Annotated in this window: 20 protein-coding genes and 2 pseudogenes; 19 read left to right on the top strand and 3 right to left on the bottom strand. The window is 71.2% G+C overall.

Annotated features, from left to right (window positions below):
• Positions 1-50 precede the first annotated feature (50 nt).
• Complete coding sequence (locus tag SXIN_RS06450) at positions 51-782, bottom strand: TetR-like C-terminal domain-containing protein (protein ID WP_039823538.1); 732 nt, start codon at positions 780-782, stop codon at positions 51-53.
• A gap of 287 nt (positions 783-1069) precedes the next feature.
• On the opposite strand from SXIN_RS06450, the gene SXIN_RS06445 reads away from it, so the two are divergent.
• The 5 genes from SXIN_RS06445 to SXIN_RS06425 all read left to right on the top strand — a co-directional run bounded on the left by SXIN_RS06445 (position 1070) and on the right by SXIN_RS06425 (position 4714).
• Complete coding sequence (locus SXIN_RS06445) at positions 1070-2035, top strand: helix-turn-helix domain-containing protein (RefSeq protein ID WP_019711076.1); 966 nt, start codon at positions 1070-1072, stop codon at positions 2033-2035.
• Complete coding sequence (locus tag SXIN_RS06440; protein ID WP_019711075.1) at positions 2032-2223, top strand: DUF397 domain-containing protein; 192 nt, start codon at positions 2032-2034, stop codon at positions 2221-2223. The genes SXIN_RS06445 and SXIN_RS06440 overlap by 4 nt, the downstream gene beginning before the upstream one ends.
• Before the next feature lie 66 nt (positions 2224-2289).
• Positions 2290-2673: an ArsR/SmtB family transcription factor gene (locus tag SXIN_RS06435; RefSeq protein ID WP_019711074.1), complete on the top strand. Its 384-nt coding sequence runs from the start codon at positions 2290-2292 to the stop codon at positions 2671-2673.
• Positions 2674-2898: 225 nt separating this feature from the next.
• Positions 2899-4095 (top strand): RNA-guided endonuclease InsQ/TnpB family protein, encoded by a 1197-nt coding sequence (locus SXIN_RS06430; RefSeq protein WP_039823543.1) that lies wholly within the window; start codon positions 2899-2901, stop codon positions 4093-4095.
• 154 nt (positions 4096-4249) lie between these two features.
• Positions 4250-4714, top strand: coding sequence for a cation efflux transmembrane domain-containing protein (locus SXIN_RS06425; protein ID WP_019711071.1), 465 nt, complete (start codon positions 4250-4252; stop codon positions 4712-4714).
• A gap of 199 nt (positions 4715-4913) precedes the next feature.
• On the opposite strand, the pseudogene SXIN_RS32015 reads toward SXIN_RS06425, so the two are convergent.
• Together SXIN_RS32015 and SXIN_RS06415 are read right to left on the bottom strand one after the other, a co-directional pair.
• A pseudogene (locus SXIN_RS32015) lies at positions 4914-5322 on the bottom strand (nucleotidyl transferase AbiEii/AbiGii toxin family protein); the annotation flags it as partial.
• Between the two features lie 264 nt (positions 5323-5586).
• Complete coding sequence (locus SXIN_RS06415) at positions 5587-7116, bottom strand: helix-turn-helix domain-containing protein (RefSeq protein ID WP_019711070.1); 1530 nt, start codon at positions 7114-7116, stop codon at positions 5587-5589.
• Positions 7117-7375: 259 nt separating this feature from the next.
• On the opposite strand from SXIN_RS06415, the gene SXIN_RS32720 reads away from it, so the two are divergent.
• The 14 genes and pseudogenes from SXIN_RS32720 to dxs all read left to right on the top strand — a co-directional run bounded on the left by SXIN_RS32720 (position 7376) and on the right by dxs (position 24936).
• Positions 7376-8035 (top strand): gas vesicle protein, encoded by a 660-nt coding sequence (locus SXIN_RS32720; RefSeq protein ID WP_095756723.1) that lies wholly within the window; start codon positions 7376-7378, stop codon positions 8033-8035.
• Positions 8028-9044 carry a gas vesicle protein gene (locus SXIN_RS06405; RefSeq protein ID WP_095756722.1) on the top strand — a complete coding sequence of 339 codons (1017 nt, stop codon included), beginning with the start codon at positions 8028-8030 and terminating at the stop codon, positions 9042-9044. The genes SXIN_RS32720 and SXIN_RS06405 overlap by 8 nt, the downstream gene beginning before the upstream one ends.
• A complete protein-coding gene (locus SXIN_RS06400) occupies positions 9028-9408 on the top strand; it encodes a gas vesicle protein K (protein WP_019711068.1) in 381 nt (126 codons plus the stop codon). The genes SXIN_RS06405 and SXIN_RS06400 overlap by 17 nt, the downstream gene beginning before the upstream one ends.
• The gene (locus SXIN_RS06395; protein ID WP_019711067.1) at positions 9405-10304 is read left to right on the top strand and encodes a GvpL/GvpF family gas vesicle protein; all 900 of its coding nucleotides are present in this window, start codon (positions 9405-9407) and stop codon (positions 10302-10304) included. The genes SXIN_RS06400 and SXIN_RS06395 overlap by 4 nt, the downstream gene beginning before the upstream one ends.
• Before the next feature lie 442 nt (positions 10305-10746).
• The gene (acnA, locus tag SXIN_RS06390; RefSeq protein ID WP_192883556.1) at positions 10747-13497 is read left to right on the top strand and encodes an aconitate hydratase AcnA; all 2751 of its coding nucleotides are present in this window, start codon (positions 10747-10749) and stop codon (positions 13495-13497) included.
• 118 nt (positions 13498-13615) lie between these two features.
• Positions 13616-13751: pseudogene (locus SXIN_RS32005) on the top strand (cytochrome P450); the annotation flags it as partial.
• A 558-nt stretch (positions 13752-14309) separates the two neighbouring features.
• Positions 14310-15734 carry an N-acetylglucosamine/diacetylchitobiose ABC transporter substrate-binding protein gene (gene ngcE, locus SXIN_RS06385; RefSeq protein WP_019711065.1) on the top strand — a complete coding sequence of 475 codons (1425 nt, stop codon included), beginning with the start codon at positions 14310-14312 and terminating at the stop codon, positions 15732-15734.
• Positions 15735-15791: 57 nt separating this feature from the next.
• Entirely contained in the window at positions 15792-16721 is a 930-nt protein-coding gene (locus SXIN_RS06380) for a carbohydrate ABC transporter permease (RefSeq protein WP_019711064.1), read from the top strand.
• 5 nt (positions 16722-16726) lie between these two features.
• Complete coding sequence (locus tag SXIN_RS06375) at positions 16727-17674, top strand: carbohydrate ABC transporter permease (RefSeq protein ID WP_019711063.1); 948 nt, start codon at positions 16727-16729, stop codon at positions 17672-17674.
• 393 nt (positions 17675-18067) lie between these two features.
• Positions 18068-19270: an ROK family transcriptional regulator gene (locus SXIN_RS06370; protein WP_095757951.1), complete on the top strand. Its 1203-nt coding sequence runs from the start codon at positions 18068-18070 to the stop codon at positions 19268-19270.
• 118 nt (positions 19271-19388) lie between these two features.
• Positions 19389-20474, top strand: a complete 1086-nt coding sequence (locus tag SXIN_RS06365) for a sugar ABC transporter substrate-binding protein (RefSeq protein ID WP_192883555.1) — start codon at positions 19389-19391, stop codon at positions 20472-20474.
• Positions 20475-20652: 178 nt separating this feature from the next.
• The gene (locus SXIN_RS06360) at positions 20653-21441 is read left to right on the top strand and encodes an ATP-binding cassette domain-containing protein (RefSeq protein WP_095756721.1); all 789 of its coding nucleotides are present in this window, start codon (positions 20653-20655) and stop codon (positions 21439-21441) included.
• On the top strand, positions 21438-22706 hold the full coding sequence (locus tag SXIN_RS06355; RefSeq protein ID WP_019711059.1) for a sugar ABC transporter permease: 1269 nt from the start codon (positions 21438-21440) through the stop codon (positions 22704-22706). The genes SXIN_RS06360 and SXIN_RS06355 overlap by 4 nt, the downstream gene beginning before the upstream one ends.
• A 277-nt stretch (positions 22707-22983) precedes the next feature.
• Positions 22984-24936 carry a 1-deoxy-D-xylulose-5-phosphate synthase gene (gene dxs, locus SXIN_RS06350; protein ID WP_019711058.1) on the top strand — a complete coding sequence of 651 codons (1953 nt, stop codon included), beginning with the start codon at positions 22984-22986 and terminating at the stop codon, positions 24934-24936.
• Positions 24937-24992 lie beyond the last annotated feature (56 nt).

Raw genomic sequence — 24992 nt, 5'->3', positions numbered from 1 at the left:
TGATCCCCCGGTTGGTGCCGCGCGGCGCGCGGCCGGACTGGTCGGACGGACTACTCGGCGGTCTCGCCCGCGGGCACCGTGAGCCCGATGCCCTCGGCGGCCACGGCGACGGCGTAGTCGAAGAACGCGGACTCGTCCCGCACGCTGTCGTGGGTGCGGCTGAAGACCTGGAACACCAGGAGCCCGATCAGGCTGCTCCACAGCACGATGCCGCGCTCGATGACGTCCGAGAACGGAGCCGGTGGCGTGCCGCCGAAGACCTGCACGGCCTCCGGCAGGAGCAGCGGCGGCCCGGGCACCTCCCGCCGGGGCGGGGTGAGTTCACCGGCCTCCAGCGCCGAGCGTACGATCCCGGCCAGTACGGCGGGGGTGCGCGCGGCGGGCGGCACGGTGTCCTGCGGGGCGTGGTAGTCCGGCACGGGGGAGCCGTAGATCAGCGTGAACTCGCCGGTGTTGGCGAAGGACCACTCCCGCAGCGCCCGCGTCACCGCCAGGAGCCGCGCGCCCGCCGGGGCCCCGGCCTCCCGGGCGGCCTGGTCGGCCCGCTCCATCGCGGCGGCCGAGTTGTTGTAGGCGTCGATGACGAGTGCGGTGAGGAGATCGTCGCGATGCGGGAAGACGGCCTCCACCTCGGCGACGGCGAAACCGCCCTCCTGGGCGACGGCCTCCGGGGACAGCCCTGCGGCCCCCAGTTTCACCAGTAACTGGCGCGCGGTGGCCTTGACCGCCTCGGACGGCCCGCTGTTCTCATCTTCGGTCACGCTTGATCCGGAAACTCCCATGGCCAAACCGTAGCGGTCGGTTACGGCCGCGATAAGTACCGTCAGCCGCGAGCGACCGCCGTGCGCTGTGATTCGGCCACAAGCTGTCCGAAGGGTGCCCCGCGCGGATGGAGCACCGGCTGACGGTCGGCCGGAAGGGCGAGGGTGGGCGGGCGCCCTCGTACGCGGCGTGAGTGTACGGACACGGACGGTGGACAGCGCGCTCGCCGGCCCCTCACGCTGAGCGGTGCACATGTACGGGGGCCGTGGGGAGTCGTCGCGGTCCGGCACGGAGAAAGGGTCGGCGGATGGGCATCGTCGAAGGGGAGGCGGCCGGGGGCGCGGCCGGACAAGGGGTCGGGGGTGTCGGTATGCGGCCGGCCCCCACCGAGGAAGCCGCGGCGCGGCGGGGACGGGCCGGAGGTGCCGACGGGTGGCCGGATCCGGCCGGGGACCGGGAGCGGGAGGGGCACCCGTCGGACAGCATGCGCACGTTCGGTGCGTTCGTCCAGGCGCTGCGGGAGCACGCCGGGCTCAGCCGCGCGGATCTGGGGATCCAGGTGCGGTACTCCAAACACACCGTCGAATCGGTGGAGTTGGGGCGCCGGATGCCGGACCTGGCGTTCGTGGAGCGCGCCGACGAAGCCCTTGGCGCCACCGGTGCGCTGCGGAGGGCCGCCCGCCATCTCACCCGGGGCGAGGCGGGTCTCGCCGCGTGGTTCCGGCGGTGGGCGCGGCTGGAACGGGAGGCGGTGAGCCTGTGCACGTACGAGAACCGGCTGGTGCCGGGGCTGTTGCAGTCGGAGGCGTACGCGCGGGCGGTGTTCGACAACAGCATCCCGCTGCTGACGGATGAACAGACGGAAGCTCAGCTCACCTCGCGGATGGAGCGGCAGGCGATGATGCGGGAGCGGCCGACCGTGCCGTTCAGCTTCATCGTGGAGGAGTCGGTGTTCCGGCGCCGGCTGGGTGGCGCGCGGGTGCAGGCGAGCATGCTGGATCACGTGCTGGAGCTCTCCGCGCCGCGCAACGTGACGCTCCAAGTCGTGCCGCTGGAGCTGGAGTTCCACGGGTGCCTGGACGGGCCGGTGCGCATCTTGGAGACCCCGGAGGGGCGGCGACTCGGCTACTCCGAAGGACAGCAGAACGGCCGGCTGATCTCTGACCCGAAAGAGATGAGTCTGCTCTGCCGACGCTGTGAAACACTGCGCTCGCAGGCCCTGAACCCGAAGGAATCCCGGGACCTGCTGGAGCGGATTCGAGGAGAGCGATGAGCAGCGGTGCGACGGAACTCGCCTGGTTCAAGTCCAGTCACAGCGGCACTCAGGGCGACGACTGCGTGGAGGTTGCGATAGCCGAACAGGCTGTCCACGTCAGGGACTCCAAGGATACGGGCCGCCCGGCCTTCACGGTCGGCCGCGAGGGCTGGGGGCGGTTCGTCCGGTTCGCGTCCGAGCGCTGAGCGGTTCCGGGGCGGGCTCTCAGCCGTGCTGGAAACGGGAGCGGTGGGCAGCGATATCATCGCTCCATGACGATGAATGGCGAAGGGTCCGCTCCGGCGGCCACCACCTCCTGCGGGTCGCGGTCGGCGGCCGTGGCCCTGTTCCGTTCCCTGGGCGACCCGGCCCGGCTGGCGATCCTGCGCCGGCTGGCCGAGGGCGAAGCCCGTACCACCGACCTGGTCGCCTGTGTGGGGCTGGCGCAGTCCACCGTCTCCGCACACCTGGCCTGCCTGCGTGACTGCGGCCTGGTCACCTCCCGCCCCGTCGGCCGGGCCTCGTGGTACTCGCTCGCGCGCCCCGAACTGCTGGACCTGCTGGCCGCCGCCGAGCAGTTGCTGGCGGCGACCGGCGAGGCCGTCGACCTGTGCCCCGCCTACGGCACCCGGCCCGCCCAGGACTCCGCCCGGTGAGCGGCGTGTCCTCCACCGGCACCACGCCGGATGTGACCGGCCCGGCCGCTCATCGCGCGGTGCGCTACGCGAAGTTCACCAGACATCTCCCAGGAGGACCCGCCTTTAGGGCGGGGAGGAATGGGTCCTTGGCGCGGAGGCGCGGAGCGCCGGAGTTCGCCGCGCATCTGTTCTGACTTGCGCTCTCTTCCGTTGGCAGTGGGAGGTGTTGGGTTGCGGATCATGATGACGACACCGACAGCCGCGCAGGGGGCCGGTCATGCCCGGTACACCTTCCGGCTCCGTGTGTCGTCCGGCGTGCTCGCCCAGCTCGAAGACGAGTGGGCGCGCTGCCGCTGGGTGTGGAACGAGTGCGTGGCGATGGCGCGCAAGGTCCACAAGCACAACAAAGCGACTGGCGAGAACGCGACGTGTGGTCCGGCGCAGCTCGACAAGATGCTGACCGATGCCCGCCAGTCGATGACCTGGCTGCGCGAAGGTGCCTCGGTTCCGCAGCAGCAGATCATCCGGGACTTCGCCAAGTCCCGCGCCAAGGCCCTCAAGGACATCAAGGCGAAGCTGCCGATGCGGCAGCGGGCAGGGATGCCCCGCATCAAGCGGAAGCGCGAGGCCGCGCCGTCGCTGAACTACACGACCCGTGGTTTCCGGATCCGGGACGGGCGGCTGCACCTGGCCGGCGGGATCGTGCTGACGGTGGTGTGGTCGCGAGAGCTGCCCAAGCCGCCGTCCTCGGTGCGCGTGTACCGGGACAGTCTCGGACACTGGTACGCCGGCTTCGTCGTGGCCACGGTGACCGAGCCGCTGCCGGAGACCGGCGCGGTCATCGGCATCGACTGGGGCGTGAAGGAGACCGCGACCACGACCTCCGACGCCCACGACCTGCCGCACGCCCAGCACGGCAAGACGGCCGCCCAGAAGCTCGCGCACTATCAGCGGATGATGGCCCGGCGCCGCACTCCGAAGAACCGGCCTGACACCAAGGGCTACAAGAAGGCGCGCCGGGCGGCGGCGAAGGTGTCGAAGAAGATCACACGGCAGCGGACCGACACCGGCCGCAAGTGGGCCAAATCCGTCGTCCGTGACTTCGACGTCCTGGCGGTGGAGGACTTCCGACCGAAGTTCCTCGCCAAGTCCACCATGGCCCGCAAGGCGGCCGACGCCGCCATCGGCGCCACCAAGACCGCACTGGTCGAGATGGCCCGCAAGCACGGCCGCGCCGTGCACCTGGTCAACCCCGCGCACACCACGATGGACTGCGCGCACTGCGGGGCGAGAGCCAAGCACCGCATCCCCCTCTCCGAGTATACGTGCACCGCGTGCGGAACCGTCTCGCCCAGGGACAAGAACTCCGCCCGCGTGATGCTCGTCCGGGCTGGTCTCAACCCGGCTAGTGCTGATCTTGTAAGCCCTGCCCGTCGCTGACGGTCAGGCGAAGTGAGCTAGGAATCCCCCTCGTTTACCAGGGGGAGAAGTCAACATCGGCTACAACGTCGTCGAGGGCGTCGTCGCCGTCTCCGCCGGGGCGGTCGCCGGAGCGATCTCCCTGATCGGCTTCGGCATCGACTCCGGCATCGAGGTGGCCGCGGCCACCGTGGTCCTGGTGCGGCTGCTGGCGGAGATCAAGGGCGGCGAACCGGACGAGGCCAAGGAACGCAAGGCCCTGAAGTTCATCGCCCTCACCTTCTTCGCCCTCGCCGCGTACGTCACCGTCGAGGGCATCCGCGATCTGGTGGCCGACGAGAAGCCCGACACCTCTCCGGTGGGCATCGCCCTCACCGGCCTGTCGATCGTCGTCATGCCGTGGCTCGCCCGGGTCAAGCGCAGAGCCGGGCTGGAGATGCGCTCCCGCCTGGTCGTCGCGGACGCCGCCGAGACCAGACTGTGCGCCTGGCTCAGCGTCTCCACCTTCACCGGACTGCTCGCCTTCGCCGCCTTCGGCTGGACCTGGATCGACCCGGTCGCCGGATTCGTCATCGCCGCCTTCGCCGTCATGGAGGGCAGGGAAGCCTGGGAGGGCGAACTCGTCTGCGACGACGACTGAGCGGACGAGGGCGCGAGCACGGACGGAGACGCGGACCCCAGGCGTCCCTCCGGTGAAAAGCCCCCTTGCCGGGAGCGCCGCAAGAACCGTCCCTGCCGCGCCCGCAGCCCGGCCCGGTGCCCTGAAGCGGGACTGGGCCGTTGACCCCGTCCGTTCTTCTCACCGGTAGGGGGTGACGCCCATGCTGTGTGCGGTGTGATCAGTCGATGTCCGGATCATCTTCGAGGAGGCGGGTTGCGAGATCGTCGGCCCACTCCACGGCCCAAGCGCGGAGTGCGGTGATGGCGGCCGAACTCCTCCAGCTCTGTATTGCCAAAGCGGCGGGAGGCCGCGAACACGTCGATCAGATCGCGGGGCGCTCCGCGGTCGGCCAGGGCGCGGACCTTGGTCCCGATCACGTCCTCCTCTGCGAGGACGGGCCCGTACGGGGTCTGGGCGACCGGCCGCCAGAAGATCTCCTTGAGGATGTCGACTTCACAGTCCTGTCCGGTGGCCGGGTCGGTCACGGTGAAGCGGGCGGACAGCGGGGCGGTTTCCAGAGCGTGCACCGTCCAGCCGCGGGCTTCGAGTCCGGTGCGGAGCGTGGTGGCAGTGACTCCGGCAGGCGCCGCCGGAATTTCTCCCGGTACAGCGCGAGGTCCTCGGCGTCCGCGCCGGAGAGCTGCATCGGCGCGGGTGCGGTGTGCTGCGGGCTGGAGGACATGACTCCATTGCGAAGGCCGTGCAGTCGTGCGGGCCATGATGGGCGAGCCGGCGAACCTCCGGCCCCGGCCGAGGGCCTCGGAAAGGCCCTGAAGGCACCGCCACATCCCCTCCCGCCTGGCGTGTATGCAGGTCGGGCAGTGGTGTGGCGGCGTCTTTTCCGGAGTCCTTCAGATGTCGCGGAAGATCTCGATCTGGGCGCCCACCGAGTTCAGGCGTTCCGCCAGTTCCTCGTAGCCGCGGTTGATGACGTAGACGTTGCGCAGGACCGAGGTGCCCTCGGCCGCCATCATCGCCAGCAGGATCACCACCGCCGGGCGCAGGGCCGGCGGGCACATCATCTCCGCGGCCCGCCAGCGCGTCGGGCCCTCGACGAGCACCCGGTGCGGGTCGAGGAGTTTGACGTCGGCGCCGAGCCGGTTGAGGTCGGTGAGGTAGATCGCGCGGTTGTCGTAGACCCAGTCGTGGATCAGCGTCGAGCCCTGCGCGGTGGCGGCGATGGCCGCGAAGAACGGAACGTTGTCGATGTTGAGGCCGGGGAACGGCATCGGGTGGATCTTGTCGATCGGGGCCTTCAGCTTCGACGGGCGCACGGTGAGGTCGATCAGCCGGGTGCGGCCGTTGTCGGCCGGGTACTCGGGGCTGCGCTCGTGGTCCAGGCCCATCTCCTCCAGGACCGCCAGCTCGATCTCCAGGAACTCCACCGGCACCCGCCGGATGGTCAGTTCGGACTCGGTGACGAGGGCGGCGGCGAGCAGGCTCATCGCCTCCACCGGGTCCTCGGAGGGCGAGTAGTCCACGTCCCGGTCGATGTGCGGGACGCCGTGCACGGTGAGGGTGGTGGTGCCGACGCCCTCGACCGTCACGCCCAGCTGCTCCAGGAAGAAGCACAGGTCCTGGACCATGTAGTTGGAGCTGGCGTTGCGGATGACGGTGACGCCGTCGTGCCGGGCGGCGGCCAGCAGGGCGTTCTCCGTGACGGTGTCCCCGCGCTCGGTCAGCACGATCGGGCGGTCGGGGCGGATGCTGCGGTCGACCTCGGCGTGGTAGATGCCGTCGGTCGCCGTGATCTCCAGGCCGAAGCGGCGCAGCGCCGTCATGTGCGGCTGCACGGTGCGGGTTCCCAGGTCGCAGCCGCCGGCGTACGGGATGCGGAACCGGTCCTCGCGGTGGAGCAGCGGGCCGAGGAACATGATGACGCTGCGGGTGCGCCGCGCCGCCTCCATGTCCATGGAGTCCAGCTCCAGCCGGTCCGGCGGGACGATCTCCAGGTCGGCGCCGTCGTTGATCCAGCGGGTGCGGACGCCGACGCTGCCCAGCACCTCCAGGATCCGGTAGACCTCTTCGATCCGGGCCACCCGGCGCAGGATGGTGCGGCCCGAGTTGAGGAGGGTGGCGCAGAGGAGGGCGACGCAGGCGTTCTTGCTCGTCCTGACGTCGATGCCGCCCGAGAGGCGGCGGCCGCCGACCACGCGCAGATGCATCGGCCCGGCGTAGCCGAGCGAGACGATCTCGCTGTCCAGGGCCTCGCCGATGCGGGCGATCATCTCAAGGCTGATGTTCTGGTTGCCGCGTTCGATGCGGTTGACGGCGCTCTGGCTGGTGCCCAGGGCTTCCGCGAGATGCGACTGTGTCCAGCCGCGGTGCTGCCGGGCGTCCCTGATGAGGCGTCCGATGCGTACGAGGTAGTCGTCTCCCATGGGGTTCACGTTATCTCAGATATGAGATTTCCGCGCTTCGGGGCGACCGGGGCCGTCGGCCGGGTGGAGTCCGGAGTGCCCGTTTTTCCGGCGTTCTCACCCGGCCGGCCGCACGGCCGCCGCACGGCCGCCGGACCCGGGCCGTCCGTCCCGGAAAGGGCGGAATGCCCGGGGCCGCCGGGGCGCCGCCCCGGCGCGGACCGCACGGTGCCCGGCTTCCGGGAGGGTTGACAGCGTGCGCTCAGGTAAGGCGAGGGGCATGAGAGAACCCGATCCGATACGTGACGTCCGGGGCCCGTCGGGGGCCCCGGCGCCGGCCCCGCGCGCGCCGGCGACCGCGGTCGGCACCGGGCGGTACGGCGGCGGTGCCCGCGCGCTGGAACCGCAGCGCGGCGGCGAGGGCAGCCTCGCCCATGTCGTCGAGACCCTGCTGGACAAGGGGCTCGTCCTCAACGCGGACATCATGGTGTCGGTCGCCGGTGTCGAACTGCTGGGCATCAGGCTGCGCGCCGCCCTGGCGTCCTTCGAGACCGCCGCCCGCTACGGGCTGGAGTTCCCCTCCGGCACTGACGTGGAGACCGCCGCCTGGCGCGAGGTCAAGGAGGACAAGGAGAGCTGCCCGGAATGCCACAAGAGGGTTCCCACCCGGGAACTCCTCGACGAGTGGTGCCCGTGGTGCGGCTGGCGCAGCGCCAAGGCGCTGTCCCGGGCGTCCGCCGCGGAGGCCGCGGTGGACGGCGACGGCTCCGGCGGCGGTGAGGCCGCGGAGGCCGGGGCGCCCGCCGCGGTGGAGAGCGGGCGGACGCCGGACGGCCGGCGAAGCGAACGGCAGAGCAGGCGGCAGCCCGAACGGCAGGGCGGGCCGCGGTCCGAGCGGCAGCCCGAACGGCGGGACGAGCGGCAGCCGGACGATGCCTGACCGCGCTCCCGCCGCTCCCGCCGTACCGGCCGTCCCCTCGCTCCAGCCGACCCGCGACCCCCGGGTGACCCTGGACGATCTGCTGGAAGTCGTGCTCAACAAGGGAGCCGTCCTCCATCTGGACCTGATCATCGCCGTCGCCGACATCCCGCTGATCGGCGTCAACGTCCGGGCCGCGATCGCCGGTATGGAGACGATGCTGGAGTACGGGATGCTCCGGCAGTGGGACGAGGCCACCCGCGCCTGGGCGGAGCGCTCCGGCAGCCGGGGCCTCGAACTGCGGGACGGGGAGCGGCTGATCACCCGGATGTTCGGCGGTCACCGGCTGACGGGCGAGGTCTACTCGGGATGGCGGCCGGGCAGCGTCCATCTGACGGACCGTCGCCTGGTCGTGCTCCGCCGTGAGCCGCGCGAGGTCCTCTGGGAGGCCGAGCTGGCCGAACTGGAGTCCGCCGCCCTGGAGACCGAGCGGGCCGTCGGCGGCGAGGACCGCACCCGGCTGCGCCTCCGGCTGCGCGACGGCGGGGAGGCGCTGCTCTCGGCCGCCGAGCCGGAGCGCCTGCACCGGGAGTTGCTGGAGCAGACGCCCGGCGCCAAGGCCCTGGCCGCGGCCGACGGGGGCGGTGGCGGGACGGCCGGTCCGGCGGGGAAGGACGGGCACGAGGGCCATTTGTGGTACCACGAGCCCCGCCGCGGCGGCGCGATGTGGCGCGGCGGCCGCGGCCGTCTCGACGCGGGCGGGCTCTCCTGGAAGTCGCCCGTCGACGCCCGCCCCGCGCTGGTGCTGGCCCCCGGCGATCTGCTCGGCGTCCGGCTGGAGGAGCGGGACAACCCGGCCGGCAGCCCGTACACGCTGGTGCTGGACACCCCCGGCGGCGAGGTGGTCCTGGCGGCCGACGCACTCCCCGACTGGACCGGCCCCCTCCACCGCATGGCGGCGGGCGGCACGGGTCAGGAGGACGGGGAGTCCCCGGAGCGAAGGAGGGATGACGGTGGCCCTCACCGTTGACGAGAAAAGCCTCAAGCACGGTGTGCTGACCCTGGTCGTCACCCTGGTCGAGGTGATCCAGGAGGCGCTGGAGCGGCAGGCCCTGCGGCGGATGGAGGGCGGCGACCTCACCCCCGAGGAGACCGAGCGGCTCGGCGAGGCGCTGCTCGAACTGGACGAGGCCATGAAGGAGATCAAGGACGAGCACGGGATCACCGTCTCCGTCGCCGATCTGCACCGCGGCCTCGACGAGGTCGTGGACGACGTGGTGGACAAGCTGGTCAACCCGGCGCGCTGGGCCGAGGAGGCCGGACCGGGGGGCGGGAGCGGGACCGGAACCGGAACCGGGACCGGAACCGGGACCGGGACGGGAGGGGCGCGATGAGCGACACCCCCACCGGCACCCACCCCGGCGCCACGACCGGCCACAGCGGGCCGGAGCCGGGCGAGCCGCCCCGGGCCCTGTACGTCTACGCGCTGCTGCCCGATCCGGGCGAGGCCCTGCCGGACACCGTCACCGGCATCGACGGCCGGCCCCTCCGGCTGGTGGGCGACGGGCCCGGCGGCCCGGTGGCCCTCGTGCACGCCACGGCTCCGGCGCCCTACCAGGGCCCCGACGAGGACGTGCGCCGCTGGATCGTCGAGCACGACCGGGCCGTCGACGCGGCCTGGCAGCTCACCGGGGCCGTCCTGCCCATGACGTTCAACGTGCTGGTGCGGCCGGAGGAGGGACGGAGCGCGGAGCAGCGGCTGCTGAGCTGGCTGGCCGAGCGCCGCGACGAACTCACGGCCAGGCTGGACGAGTTGGCGGGCCACGCCGAACTGCAGGTGGAGATCACCCTCGACCGGGAGGCCGCCGCCGTGAGCAACGAGCGGGCCCGGTCCCTGATGGCGGACATGGCGGAGAGCTCGCCCGGCGTGCGCAGGCTGCTGGCCAAGCGGCTGGAGATGGCACGCCGCGAGGCGTCCGAACAATTGGCCGACACGCTGTACGCGGACGCCCGGCGCCGGCTGGCGGCCGTCTCGGAGGACCTCCAGGACCGCCGCCGCGCGGTCCGCGACCCCGGCGAGACGGATGTGCTGTCGGTGTCCCTGCTGGTGCGGCAGGACGGGATCGAGACGGTGGGCCGGGTGCTCGCGGAGATCCAGGACGAGCAGCCGGCGGTCCGCATCCGCTTCCTGGGGCCCTGGCCGCCGTACTCCTTCGCGGACCTGGGGCACGGCCCCGGCGGGGCGGAGGAGGCCCCGCCCGGCAGAGCGGTCCCCGGCCTCCGGACCTGAGGGCACTGCCTGCTCCGCACGCCCCGTCCGCCCCGTCCGCCCCGCCTGCCACGCCGACCACGCCGGCCCGTACGGCCCGCCCGGAGCGGCGTCACCGGTCCCGCCGCACCCGGCCCGCTCAGGGGTTCGGTCCGGCTCCGGCGGGTACCCGGCCCCGCCGGAGCAGCCGCTCCGGACGGCGAGGGAAGGCGACGGGAGGGGCGGCGGAACGGCAGCCGGACGGGCAGCCGGACGGCAGCCGGACGGCGGAGTGAACAGCAACCGCACGGCAGCCGGGATGCCCGCCGCGTGATCCGTGTACTAGAGTTATCTCGACATCGAGATATCTGCCGAGCGGGCACACCGCGGCCGCCGGGGACACGGGCTCACACGCAAGTAAGCCTTACCTCAGCGGAGGGACTGTGAGTCGGGGCGGCAGCATGGCGGTAACAGACGCACATTCATGAAGGAGACTGTCGTGTCGGCGAACAGCTTCGACGCCCGCAGCACGCTGCGCGTGGGTGACGAGTCGTACGAGATCTTCCGGCTGGACAAGGTCGAGGGCTCCGCGCGCCTCCCCTACAGCCTGAAGGTGCTGCTGGAGAACCTGCTCCGCACGGAGGACGGCGCGAACATCACCGCCGACCACATCCGCGCGATCGGCGGCTGGGACGCGGCCGCCCAGCCCAGCCAGGAGATCCAGTTCACGCCGGCCCGCGTGATCATGCAGGACTTCACCGGTGTGCCCTGTGTCGTGGACCTGGCCACCATGCGCGAGGCCGTGAAGGAGCTCGGCGGGGACCCCGCCAAGATCAACCCGCTCGCCCCGGCCGAACTGGTCATCGACCACTCCGTGATCGCCGACAAGTTCGGCACCCCGGAGGCCTTCACGCAGAACGTGGAGCTGGAGTACGGCCGCAACCGCGAGCGCTACCAGTTCCTGCGCTGGGGCCAGACGGCCTTCGACGAGTTCAAGGTCGTACCCCCCGGCACCGGCATCGTCCACCAGGTGAACATCGAGCACCTGGCCCGCACCGTCATGGTGCGGAACGGCCAGGCGTACCCCGACACCCTCGTCGGCACCGACTCGCACACCACCATGGTCAACGGCCTCGGTGTGCTCGGCTGGGGCGTCGGCGGCATCGAGGCCGAGGCCGCGATGCTCGGCCAGCCGGTGTCGATGCTCATCCCGCGGGTCGTCGGCTTCAAGCTGACCGGCGAGATGCCGGCCGGCACCACCGCCACCGACCTGGTGCTCACCATCACCGAGATGCTGCGCAAGCACGGCGTCGTCGGCAAGTTCGTCGAGTTCTACGGCGAGGGCGTCTCCGCGGTGCCGCTGGCCAACCGCGCCACGATCGGCAACATGTCGCCGGAGTTCGGCTCCACCGCGGCGATCTTCCCGATCGACGGTGAGACCATCACCTACCTCAAGCTCACCGGCCGTTCCGAGCAGCAGCTCGCGCTCGTCGAGGCGTACGCCAAGGAGCAGGGCCTCTGGCTCGACCCGGCCGCCGAGCCGGACTTCTCCGAGAAGCTGGAGCTCGACCTCTCCACGGTCGTCCCCTCCATCGCCGGCCCGAAGCGCCCGCAGGACCGCATCATCCTGGCCGACGCCAAGAACCAGTTCGCCCAGGACGTGCGGAACTACGTCGCCGTCAACGGCGACCTGGACGAGGCCGGCAAGGAGTCCTTCCCGGCCTCCGACTCCCCGGCGGTCTCCAGCTCGATCCCGAGCAAGAAGGTCAAGGTCACGGCCCCCGACGGCACGGAGTACGAGCTCGACCACGGCGCCGTCACCGTCGCCGCGATCACCTCCTGCACCAATACCTCGAACCCGTACGTCATGGTCGGCGCCGCTCTCGTCGCCAAGAAGGCCGTGGAGAAGGGGCTCACCCGCAAGCCGTGGGTCAAGACCACCCTGGCCCCCGGGTCCAAGGTCGTCATGGACTACTACGACCGGGCCGGACTCACCCCGTACCTCGACAAGATGGGCTTCAACCTCGTCGGCTACGGCTGCACCACCTGCATCGGCAACTCCGGCCCGCTGCCGGAGGAGGTCTCCCGGGCGGTCAACGAGCACGACCTCGCCGTCGTCTCGGTGCTCTCCGGCAACCGCAACTTCGAGGGCCGGATCAACCCCGACGTCAAGATGAACTACCTGGCCTCCCCGCCGCTGGTCGTCGCGTATGCCATCGCCGGCTCCATGAAGGTGGACATCACCACCGAGGCGCTCGGCACCGACCAGGACGGCCACCCGGTCTTCCTCAAGGACATCTGGCCCTCCGAGCAGGAGGTCGAGGAGGTCGTCGCCTCCGCGATCGGCCAGGAGATGTTCGGCAGCAGCTACGCCGACGTCTTCGCGGGCGACGCCCAGTGGCAGGCGCTGCCCATCCCGACCGGCGACACCTTCGAGTGGGACAGCGAGTCCACCTACGTCCGCAAGCCCCCGTACTTCGAGGGCATGGGCATGGAGCCGGCCCCGGTCGAGGACATCTCCGGCGCCCGCGTGCTCGCCAAGCTGGGCGACTCGGTCACCACCGACCACATCTCCCCGGCCGGCGCCATCAAGGCCGACACCCCGGCCGGCCAGTACCTCACCGAGCACGGCATCCAGCGCCGCGACTTCAACAGCTACGGCTCCCGCCGCGGCAACCACGAGGTCATGATCCGCGGCACCTTCGCCAACATCCGCCTGCGCAACCAGATCGCGCCGGGCACCGAGGGCGGCTACACCCGCGACTTCACGCGGGCCGGCGAAGAAGGGGGAGCGCCGGTCTCCTTCATCTACGACGCCTCGCGCAACTACATCGAGCAGGGCATCCCGCTGGTCGTGCTGGCCGGCAAGGAGTACGGCTCCGGCTCCTCCCGCGACTGGGCGGCGAAGGGCACCGCGCTGCTCGGCGTCAGGGCCGTCATCGCCGAGTCGTACGAGCGCATCCACCGCTCGAACCTCATCGGCATGGGCGTGCTGCCGCTCCAGTTCCCGGAGGGCGCCTCGGCGGAGTCCCTGGGCCTCACCGGCGAGGAGACCTTCTCCGTCTCCGGCGTGACCGCGCTCAACGAGGGCACCATCCCGGGCACCGTGAAGGTCACCACCGACACCGGTGTGGAGTTCGACGCGGTCGTCCGCATCGACACCCCCGGCGAGGCGGACTACTACCGCAACGGCGGCATCCTCCAGTACGTGCTGCGCTCGCTGATCCGCAAGTAGGCACGGCCGCCGGCGCCGGTCCACGGACCGCCCGGACGGCGACGACGGGCCGCGCTCCCCACCCGGGGGCGCGGCCCGTCCGCCGTTTCCGGGTGCGCCTCAACTGCCGCTGAGCGGGGTGGAGACCGGCCTGAGTCCGCTGCCGGACGCGCTGCCGGACGCCCGCCTGCCGGGACGGCTTCACCCCGGCCGAGCAGGGCGTCTTCACCCGCGGCCCGCGCTCGCTGCCCCTGGAGTTCACTCCCGCGGGCTGACCCCGCCCCGGATGCGCCCGCCGTACGGGCCCGCCGTCCGCACCCCGGGCGGGGGCCCGTACCGGCGGTGCCGTCCGCGCACCGCCGTCCCCCGCTGCGCCCAATCGGCTGAAAATCGGACCGGTGGCGCCGTCGTGACCGGACGCGGGGGCCGGTGCCGGGTTTGGATGGTCCCCGGCGGACCACCGCTCCGGCCCCAACTCCCGCCGGGGGCAGGCGGACCGCCCGTCCGCGACGGAAACGGCGGCGGATGTGTGCCGCCCAGGTCTCAACTCGGGAAAGACTCCTGCCGAATGCTGTATTCGATCTTGCCCACCCGGCGCGGAGTGGACTATACCTGTCGGCGTCCCAGGGCCTGTGACACCCGTGGAAGCGGGGGACGGGAAACGGCGGGAGACGGCTTCGCCGCGCACCACCGGGGTACTCCGACCGATCCCGGCGCACACCCAGCACGACTCAGCTGCACATGACCGCGGTGGCGGTGCCCTTCGCCGAGGCGCGTAGCACCCGGAGGCCGGCACACACCGCCCGAGTCCGGGAGAGGGCGAGGACACCAGTATGCGATCCACCTCCGACCACAGCCGACGCGACGTCATCAAGAGGGCGGCGGCCCTCGGCCTCGTCGCCGTACCGGCCATGAGCACCCTCGCGGCCTGCGCCTCCAGCGCCACCGGCGGGGACAAGGTCGAGAAGGGCGAGAAGAGCGCCGCCAACCCGCTCGGGGTCAACGGGAGCGCCCCCCTGGACGTCGTCATCTTCGACGGCGGATTCGGCGACCAGTACGCCAAGGACGCCCAGGCCGTCTACCGGAAGAAGTTCCCGGGCGCCGAGGTGAAGCACGCCGCGACGCAGAAGATCCAGTCGGTGCTCCAGCCCCGCTTCAACGGCGGCACCCCGCCCGACCTCATCGACAACTCCGGTGCCGAGCAGATGGACCTGGGCGTCCTGGTCGGCAAGGACCAGCTGACCGACCTCACCCCGCTGCTGGACGCGCCGTCCTACGACGACCCGGACAAGAAGGTGCGCGACACCCTCCGCCCGGGCGTCGCCGAGATGGGGCAGTTCGACGGCGACCCCGTCCACGTCCTCTACTACGCCTACAACGTGCACGGCGTCTGGTACTCGAAGACGGCCCTCGACAGGCTCGACGCCGAATACCCGCAGACCTGGGACGACATGCTCGCCCTCTGCGCCAAGGCGAAGAAGAAGGGCATCGCCGGCTGGACCTACGCCGGCAAGAACCCGTACTACCTCAGCTTCAGCCTCTTCCCCTTCATGGCGAAGATCGGCGGCCGGCAGGTCCTCGACGCCATCGACAACCTGGAGCCCGACGCCTGGCGCGACCCCGCGGTCAGGTCGGCCCTGGAGGCGTACTACGAACTCCAGCGGAAGGGCTACGTCCTCAACGGCACCCCCGGCCTGAGCCACATCGAGTCGCAGACCGCCTGGACGGAGGGGAAGGCGCTCTTCATCCCCAACGGCTCCTGGGTCGAGAACGAGTCCAAGGCCACCACCCCCGACGACTTCGAACTCCGCGTCGCGGCACCCTCCGGGCTGGACGGCTCGGACAAGATGCCCGCCGGCACCCTCTGGGCGGCCGGCGGCGAGCCGTTCATCGTCCCGGCCAAGGCGAAGAACCCCGACGGCGGCATGGAGCTGCTGCGCACCATGCTCGGGGAGCAGTCGTCGAAGAACTTCACCCGCCAGGTCTCCTCGCTGACCTCCTACGACGGCGGCACCGAGGGGCTGTCCCTGCCACCGGGGCTCACCTCCGCGGTGGACGCCCTGGACAAGGCCGGGGACAACATCGTCAACCCGCGGATCAAGGACTGGTACGTCGCCCTGTGGAAGGAGAAGGTCGGCGGCGGGCTCGGCGAGATGATGGCCGGCCGGATCACCCCGGCCGAGGCCGTCAAGAAGATCCAGGCCTACACCGACGAGGCGGCGAACGACGACTCCGTCAAGCACTACCAGCACCAGTGAGGGCACGTCACCAGCGGCCGGCGCGGGCGGCGCGGCCGGGGAACGGGGTCGGTCACCATGCACCACGGTAAGTACCGCTTCATCGCCGGGTTCCTGGCCGGCCCGCTCGCGCTCTACACCGTCTTCGTGATCTGGCCCTTCCTCCAGGCGGTCTACTACTCCTTCACCGACTGGACGGGCCTGAGCCCCGACTTCGCCTTCACGGGGCTGCGCAACTACGAACGGCTGCTGGACGACGAGGTCTTCTGGAAGTCGTTCCAGCACAGCGTGCTCCTCGTGGTGCTGGTGCCGCTGGTGACGATCGCCCTCGCGCTCTTCTTCGCCTTCATGCTCAACGTCGGCGGGCGGCGCCGCCGGGGCGCCGCCGTCACGGGCGTGCGCGGCTCCGCCTTCTACAAGATCGTCTACTTCTTCCCGCAGGTCCTCTCGATCGCCATCGTCGCCCTGCTCTTCCAGTTCGCGTACAACCCGGGCAACGGGGCGATCAACGCCGGGCTGCGGGCCGTCGGCCTGGACTCCGTCCAGCCGGACTGGCTCGGCGACCCCGACTACGCCCTGTGGTCGGTGATGGCGGTGCTCGTCTGGTGCACGGTCGGCTTCTTCGTGGTGCTGTTCTCGGCCGGCATGTCCTCCATCCCCCTCGACTTCTACGAGGCGGCCCTGCTGGACGGCGCGAGCCGCGTCACCACCTTCTTCCGGATCACGCTGCCGCTGCTGTGGGACACGGTGCAGTCCGGCTGGATCTACATGGGCATCCTGGCGCTCGGCGCGGAGGCCTTCGCGGTCGTCCAGATCATGACCGTGGGCGCCAACGGCGGCGGCCCCGACTACTCCACGACCGTGCTGCCGCTGTACGTGTACGTGAAGGCGTTCCGCGACGGACAGGCGGCCTACGCGACGACGATCGGCGTCGCCCTGCTCGTCGTCACCCTGGCCTTCGCGGCCGTGGTGATGCGGCTGGGCCGGCGCGAGCGGCTGGAGTACTGATACCGATGGAGACCACCGACACCCCGCCCCCGCCGGCCCCCGACGCCGTCCCCCGGCACGGCGTCCCCGAGGAGCCGCCGGTACGCAAAACCGGGCCCGGCGGGCGCCGGCGACCCCGGAGGAGCGGCGAGGGGAGGACGCTCAACGCCTTCTCCCACGGCATGCTCGTGCTGTGGGCCTTCATGGTCGTCATGCCGCTGCTGTGGGCGGTGATGACCTCCTTCAAGACCGACCGGGAGATCTTCACCGCGCCGTGGAGCCTGCCCGCCTCACCGCAGTTCGAGAACTGGGCCCGCGCCTGGGGCCAGGCGCACATGAGCGACTACTTCCTCAACACCGTCCTGGTGGTGGGGGGCTCGCTGACCGGCACCATGCTGCTGGGCTCCATGGCCGCCTATGTGCTGGCCCGGTTCGAGTTCCCCGGAAACCGGTTCCTCTACTTCCTCTTCATCGGCGGGATGAGCTTCCCGGTCATCCTCGCCCTGGTGCCGCTGTTCTACGTGCTCAACAACCTCGCCCTGCTCAACACCCTGCACGGGCTGATCCTGACGTACATCGCCTACTCGCTGCCGTTCACCGTCTTCTTCCTCACGGCCTTCTTCCGGACGCTGCCGACGACGGTGGCGGAGGCCGCGCTCATCGACGGGGCCTCGCACGCCCGGACCTTCTTCCAGGTGATGCTGCCGATGGCCCGGCCCGGGCTCATCAGCGTGGGGATCTTCAACTTCCTCGGCCAGTGGAACCAGTACATGCTGCCGACCGTGCTCAACACCGACCCGGAGCGGAAGGTGCTCTCCCAGGGCCTGGTGCAGCTCGCGGTCAGCCAGGGCTACAAGGGCGACTGGTCCGGGCTCTTCGCCGGCCTGGTGATGGCGATGCTGCCGGTCCTCGCGGCGTACATCGTCTTCCAGCGGCAGGTGGTCGCGGGGCTGACGGCCGGGGCGCTGAAGTAGGCCCGTGCCCCGTGCCCCGTACCCCGGAGCCGTGCCCGCCCGGGCCGCCCGGCCCGGTGTGAGATATCCCGCCGCTGGGCGGCTCCGGGCCGTGCCGGCCCGGAAGTCCGGCAAGAGGTGCTTTGTTGGGATCTGCGCAACTTGTGTTCGGATGGTGCATGGCCGCTACCGCCGCGGCCACGGCTCCGGGGCCCGGGGGCGCACCGGCGCCCGGGCAGGTCGCACGCGGTACGGGCGGGGGCGCATCGGCTCCCGCCGCGGGTCCAGCTCTTGACGAGATCTGCTCCACGGGCTCAGCTTAGAGTTCACAAGTTGGAGGAACGGCCGGATCACCCTGGTGGGGAGCGGGCCGGGCGGCGGTCGAGCCGCCGTTCCAGGCGGGAGTGGATGATCGTGGAGACTCCGGGATCGCAGTCGTCGCTGCACCGGGCCAATCTGGAGCGGGTCGTGCGCGCGGTGCGCCTGGCCGGCTCCCTCACCCAGGCGGAGATCGCCCGTGCCACGGGCCTGTCCGCGGCTACGGTCTCCAATATCGTCCGGGAGCTCAGAGACAGCGGGATCGTGCAGGTCACGCCCACGTCCGCGGGCGGCCGGCGGGCGCGCAGCGTCTCGCTCAGCGGGGACGCGGGGATCGTGGTGGGGGTGGACTTCGGCCACACCCATCTGCGGGTGGCCGTCGGCAACCTCGCCCACCAGGTGCTGGCCGAGGAGGCCGAGCCGCTGGACGTGGACGCCTCCGCGACCCAGGGCTTCGACCGGGCCGAGGCCCTGGTGAAGCGGCTCATCGACTCCACCGGCCTCGGCGTGGGCAAGGTCATCGGGGTCGGGCTCGGCGTGCCCGGGCCGATCGACGTCGACAGCGGCGCCCTGGGGTCCACGGCGATCCTGCCGGGCTGGGCCGGCACCAATCCCAAGGAGGAGCTGGCCGCCCGGCTGGGCGTGCCGGTCTCCGTCGACAACGACGCCAACCTCGGCGCCCTCGGCGAGCTGGTCTGGGGCACCGGCCGCGGGGTGAAGGACCTGGCGTACATCAAGGTCGCCGGCGGCGTGGGCGCGGGCCTGGTGATCAACGGTCACATCTACCGCGGCCCGGGCGGCACGGCGGGCGAGATAGGGCACATCACCATCGACGAGTCCGGTCCGGTCTGCCGCTGCGGCAACCGGGGCTGTCTGGAGACCTTCACCGCGGCCCGGCACGTCCTGGATCTCCTGCGCACCAGCCACGGCCCCGATCTGACGATCGAGCGGATGGTGCAGCTCGCCCGCGAGGGCGATCCGGGCTGCCGCCGGGTGATCGCCGACGTCGGCCGGTACATCGGCACCGGTGTGGCCAACCTCTGCAATCTCCTCAACCCCAGCCGTGTCGTGCTGGGCGGGGACCTGGCGGAGGCCGGGGAGCTGGTGCTGCTGCCGATCCGGGAGTCCGTGGCGCGCTACGCGATCCCGAGCGCGGCCCGGCGGCTGTCCGTCCTCCCGGGCGCGCTCGGGGGGCGGGCCGAGGTACTGGGGGCCCTCGCGCTCGTACTCAATGAAATGGGCGATTCGACACTTCTGGACGGATCGGTCGCCACGGCGACCCCCGCCTTCACTAGATAACGGTTGGCACCGTTGTCATCTCGTTAAGTCTTTACTTCTTGACGGTTACGACCCGGCCGAGTTGACTTCCCCACACCTCGGCCGCAGGGACGCGGCCTCGTCAGGGAGGTTTCAGCACATGAACAGCACGATGCGCCGTGTCGTCATCGGCACCGCAGCGATCTCGATGGCCCTGTCCGTAGCGGCTTGCGGAGAGGCCGGCAGTGACGCGGCAGACAGCGACAACAAGTCCATCGGCATTCTTCTGCCGGAGAACAAGACGACCCGGTACGAGACCTTCGACCGGCCGCTGATGGAAAAGAAGATCAAGGCGCTCTGCTCCGACTGCGAGATCTCCTACAACAACGCCAACCAGGAGACCGAGCTGCAGAAGAAGCAGTTCGACGCGCTGATCACCAAGGGCGTCAAGGTGATCATCCTGGACGCGGTGGACGCCACCGCGACCAAGTCCTGGGTCGACGCGGCCGCCAAGAAGGGCGTCAAGGTCGTCGCCTACGACCGTCTCGCCGAGGGTGATGTCTCCGCCTACATCAGCTACGACAACGAGAAGATCGGCGAGCTGCAGGGCGAGGCCGTGCTCCAGGCCCTCGGCGACAAGGCCGGGGACAGCGAGCTCGTGATGATCAACGGCTCGCCGACCGACCCCAACGCCGCGCTGTTCAAGAAGGGCGCCCACACCGTCCTGGACGGCAAGGTCAAGAAGATCGTCTACGAGCAGGACATCCCGGACTGGTCGCCGGACGAGGCCAACAAGAAGATGGCCGCCGCGATCACCACGCTCGGCAAGGACGGCTTCGACGCCGTCTACTCCGCCAACGACGGCATGGCGGGCGGCATCATCACCGCCCTGAAGTCGCGCGGCATCAAGGACGTCCCGGTGGGCGGCCAGGACTCCGAGCTCGCGGGCCTGCAGCGCATCGTGGCCGGCAGCCAGACCTTCACGATCTACAAGGGCATCAAGCCCGAGGCCGAGCGGACCGCCGAGATAGCCGTCGCCCTGCTGAACGGCGAAAGCATCGACGAGTTCACCGAGCACAAGGTCGACAGCAAGAGCAAGAAGGGCATCCCGAGCCAGCTCTTCGACGCCACGGTCGTGACCAAGGACAACATCAAGGACACCCTGATCAAGGACAAGGTCTACACCGTGGACCAGATCTGCACCACGGAGTTCGAAGCGGCCTGCAAGGACGCCGGACTCCTCTGATCCGGGCAGGCGCCTGAGGCGCCACCGGCCCGCCGGACTTGCCCGGCACCCGCCCCCCACTTCACCCCGCTGCCGGGGGCGGGTGCCGGGCAACGGCGGCACCATCCGTCGCTGCTCGCACCACCTTCGCGCCCACAAGGCGCGGCACCCCCCTCCGCCTGTGAAGGCGGCTAAGGAGATGATTCACGTGTCCGCTACGCCCGTGCTGGCGTTGCGCGGGGTCTCCAAGCGGTTCGGCGCCGTACAGGCGCTCACCGACGTCGAACTGGAGATCCATCCGGGCGAGGTCGTCGCCCTGGTCGGCGACAACGGCGCCGGCAAGTCCACCCTGGTCAAGACCATCGCCGGGGTGCACCCCATCGATGAGGGCGTCATCGAGTGGAAGGGCCGCAGGGTCCGGATCGACAAGCCCCACGACTCCCAGGACCTGGGAATCGCCACCGTCTACCAGGACCTGGCGCTCTGCGACAACCTCGACGTCGTCGCCAACCTCTTCCTCGGCAGCGAGCTCCGCCGCGCCGGGGTCATCAACGAGGTCGCGATGGAGAAGCGGGCCCAGCAGCTGCTGGACACCCTCTCCATCCGCATCCCCAGTGTGCGCATCCCCGTCGCCTCCCTCTCCGGCGGCCAGCGCCAGGTGGTGGCCATCGCCCGCGCCCTGGTCGGCGACCCCGAGGTCGTCATCCTGGACGAGCCGACCGCGGCCCTCGGCGTCGAGCAGACCGCGCAGGTGCTCGACCTGGTGGAGCGGCTGCGGGAACGCGGCCTCGGCGTCATCCTCATCAGCCACAACATGGCCGACGTGAAGGCCGTCGCCGACAAGGTGGCGGTGCTGCGCCTCGGCCGCAACAACGGGGTCTTCCCGGTCCGGACGACCTCCCACGAACAGATCATCGCCGCCATCACGGGTGCCACGGACAACGCCGTGACCCGTCGCCAGGCGCGCACCACGGAGGCAGGACGATGAGCCACACCGTGCAGAAAGGTTCCGCCCAGGGGGCGCCCGCCCCGGCCGGCGCCGTCGACCCCCGGCTGCTCGTCCGCGAGCAGGGCCTGAAGGGCTACCTCACCGAGTTCAAGCGCAAGATACGCGGCGGCGAGCTCGGCTCCATACCGGTCGTCCTCGGCCTGGTGGCCATCGGCATCATCTTCCAGTCGCTGGACGAGAGCTTCCTCTCCGCGGGCAGCCTCAGCAACATCAGCGTCTACATCGCCGGCCAGGGCATCATGGCCGTCGGCATCGTCTTCGTCCTGCTGCTCGGCGAGATCGACCTCTCCGTCGGCTCCGTCGCCGGCGTGGGCGCCGCCATCTGGGCGGTGCTGAGCGTCACCAACGGCATGGGCGACCTGCCGTCCGTCCTGATCGCCGTCGCCGCGGGCGCCCTCATCGGCGGCCTCCACGGCTTCTTCTTCGCCAAGGTCGGCGTCCCGGCCTTTGTGGTCACGCTGGCCGGCTTCCTTGGCTGGAGCGGTCTGCAGATCTGGCTGATGGGCTCCGAGGGCAGCATCAACACGCCCTCCGGCAGCATCGTCGAGAACCTGACCAACTACTACTTCTCGGACGTCGCGGCCGCCTACGGCCTGGCCGGCGCGGCCGTCGCCGCCTACTTCCTCGCGATGGTGCTCGACAGCCGCCGCCGGCGGGCCGCGGGGCTGCTGCACCGCCCCTTCGGCGAGGTGCTGTTCCGGGCCGGCGTGCTCGCGGCCGTCGCGTTCGCCGCCGCGTACCAGCTCAACCAGTCCCGCGGCCTGCCGCTGGCGCTGGTGCTCTTCCTCGCCGTGCTGGTGTTCGCCGACTTCGTCGTGCGGCGCACCACCTACGGCCGGCAGATCTTCGCGGTCGGCGGCAACGCCGAGGCGGCGCGCCGCGCGGGCATCAACGTGGAGAAGATCCGGATCACGGTCTTCATGATCGCCGGTCTGCTGGCGGCCTTCGGCGGCCTCTTCATCGCCAGCCAGTCCGGCGGCGCGACCAAGAGCCTCGGCGCCGGCAACGTGCTGATGAGCGTGATCGCGGCCGCGGTCATCGGCGGCACCAGCCTCTTCGGCGGACGCGGCAAGATCTGGTCCGCGCTGCTGGGCATGCTGGTCATCCAGTCCATCCAGCAGGGCCTCAACCTGCTCGGCATGGCGAGTGAGATCCAGTACATGATCACCGGTGCGGTGCTCCTCGCCGCCGTCGTGATCGACTCGGTCTCGCGCCGCACCCAGAAGTCGGCGGGCCGCACCTGACCGGCTGCCCGTGCGGACGTGCCCGGTACCGGCCTCGCGGCCGGTACCGGGCATCCGTGCGTCCGGGCGCCGGGGCGCACGAGGGCCGGCGGACGGCCCCCGGGGCCCGCGGGGACGGGCCTCCCGCCGCGCGGCCCGGTCCGCGCGGACCGCTCCGGTGGTCCGTGCGGGCCGTCCTCCACCGCGGCCGGGTCCGCGCCGTCCGAAAGGGAACATTAGACTCAGCGGACCGGCAATGTGCTCGAAAGCAAGACGGCCAAGAGGAGACACAGTGGCAATGGTGCCGCGCGAAGAGCGGGAGCTGCTGTCCCGCATCACCGGACCGCGCGATCTGGACCGGCTGGACCAGGAACAGCTCGCCCGGCTGGCCGGCGAGATCCGGACCTTCCTCGTCGAGGCCGTTTCCAGGACGGGCGGTCACCTCGGACCGAACCTGGGCGTCGTCGAGCTGACGATCGCCCTGCACCGCGCCTTCGAGTCCCCGCGGGACAAGGTGCTCTTCGACACCGGCCACCAGTCCTATGTCCACAAGCTCCTGACGGGGCGTCAGGATTTCTCGAAGCTCCGGGCCAAGGGCGGTCTGTCCGGATATCCCTCCCGGGCCGAGTCCGAGCACGACGTGATCGAGAACAGCCACGCCTCGACGGTGCTGGGCTGGGCCGACGGCCTGGCCAAGGCCAACCAGGTGCTGGGCCGCGAGGACCACGTGGTCGCCGTCATCGGCGACGGCGCCCTGACCGGCGGCATGGCCTGGGAGGCGCTGAACAACATCGCCGCCGCCAAGGACCGCCCCCTGGTCATCGTCGTCAACGACAACGAGCGCTCCTACGCCCCCACCATCGGCGGCCTCGCCGACCACCTCGCCACCCTCCGCGTCACCGACGGCTACGAGCGCTTCCTCGCCCGCGGCAAGGACCTCCTGGAGCGCACCCCGGTCGTCGGCCGCCCGCTGTACGAGACGCTGCACGGCGCCAAGAAGGGCCTCAAGGACTTCATCGCCCCGCAGGGCATGTTCGAGGACCTCGGCCTCAAGTACGTCGGCCCCATCGACGGCCACGACATCGAGGCCCTGGAGTCGGCCCTGGTGCGCGCCAAGCGGTTCGGCGGCCCCGTCATCGTCCACTGCCTCACCGAGAAGGGCCGCGGCTACTCGCCCGCCCTGGAGGACGAGGCCGACCGCTTCCACGCCGTCCCCGTCATCCACCCCGACACCGGCCTGCCCGTCTCCGCCGCCGGCGCCGACTGGACCTCCGTCTTCGGCGAGGAGATGGTGAAGCTCGGCCGGGAGCGGAAGGACATCGTCGCGATCACCGCGGCCATGCTCCAGCCGGTCGGCCTGGAGAAGTTCGCCAAGACCTTCCCCGACCGGGTCTACGACGTGGGCATCGCCGAGCAGCACGGCGCCGTCTCGGCGGCCGGCCTGGCCACCGGCGGCCTGCACCCCGTCTTCGCCGTCTACGCCACCTTCCTCAACCGCGCCTTCGACCAGGTGCTGATGGACGTGGCGCTGCACAAGTGCGGGGTCACCTTCGTGCTCGACCGGGCCGGCGTCACCGGCACCGACGGCGCCTCGCACAACGGCATGTGGGACCTGTCCATCCTCCAGGTCGTGCCCGGCCTGCGGATCGCCGCCCCGCGCGACGCCGACCAGCTCCGCGCCCAGCTCCGCGAGGCCGTCACCGTCGACGACGCCCCCACCGTCGTGCGCTACTCCAAGGGCGCGGTCGGCCCGGCGGTCGCGGCCGTCCGCCGCATCGGCGGCATGGACGTCCTGCGCGAGCCGGCCGAGGACACGCAGACGCGGGACGGCTCGCAGGCGGACGTCCTCCTCGTCTCCGTCGGCGCGCTCGCCCCGATGTGCCTGGAGATCGCCGGGCTCCTGGACAAGCAGGGCATCTCCGCGACCGTCGTCGACCCCCGCTGGGTCAAGCCCGTGGACGAGCAGCTGCCCGCGCTCGCCGACCGGCACCGGGTCGTGGTCACGGTCGAGGACAACGGCCGCGCCGGCGGCGTCGGCTCGGCGATCGCCCAGGCGCTCCGCGACGCCGGAGTGGACGTGCCGCTGCGCGACTTCGGCATCCCGCAGCGCTTCCTCGACCACGCCTCCCGCAAGGAGGTCCTGGCCGAGATCGGCCTGACGGCGCCCGACATCGCCCGCCAGGTCACCGGCCTGGTGGCGAAGCTCGACGGCCGCTACGACACCGAGCCGGCCGAGGTGGCCGGCGACTGACCCGCCCGCGCCCCACCCCCGTACGGCCCCGGGCCGGCCGGCGCGACCGTCACGGC

The organism is Streptomyces xinghaiensis S187 (assembly GCF_000220705.2).
In the GTDB taxonomy this organism is placed as follows: Bacteria; Actinomycetota; Actinomycetes; order Streptomycetales; family Streptomycetaceae; genus Streptomyces; species Streptomyces xinghaiensis.
The sequence above is the reverse complement of the archived record's forward strand: the minus strand, read 5'-3'. Positions and strand labels throughout refer to the sequence as shown.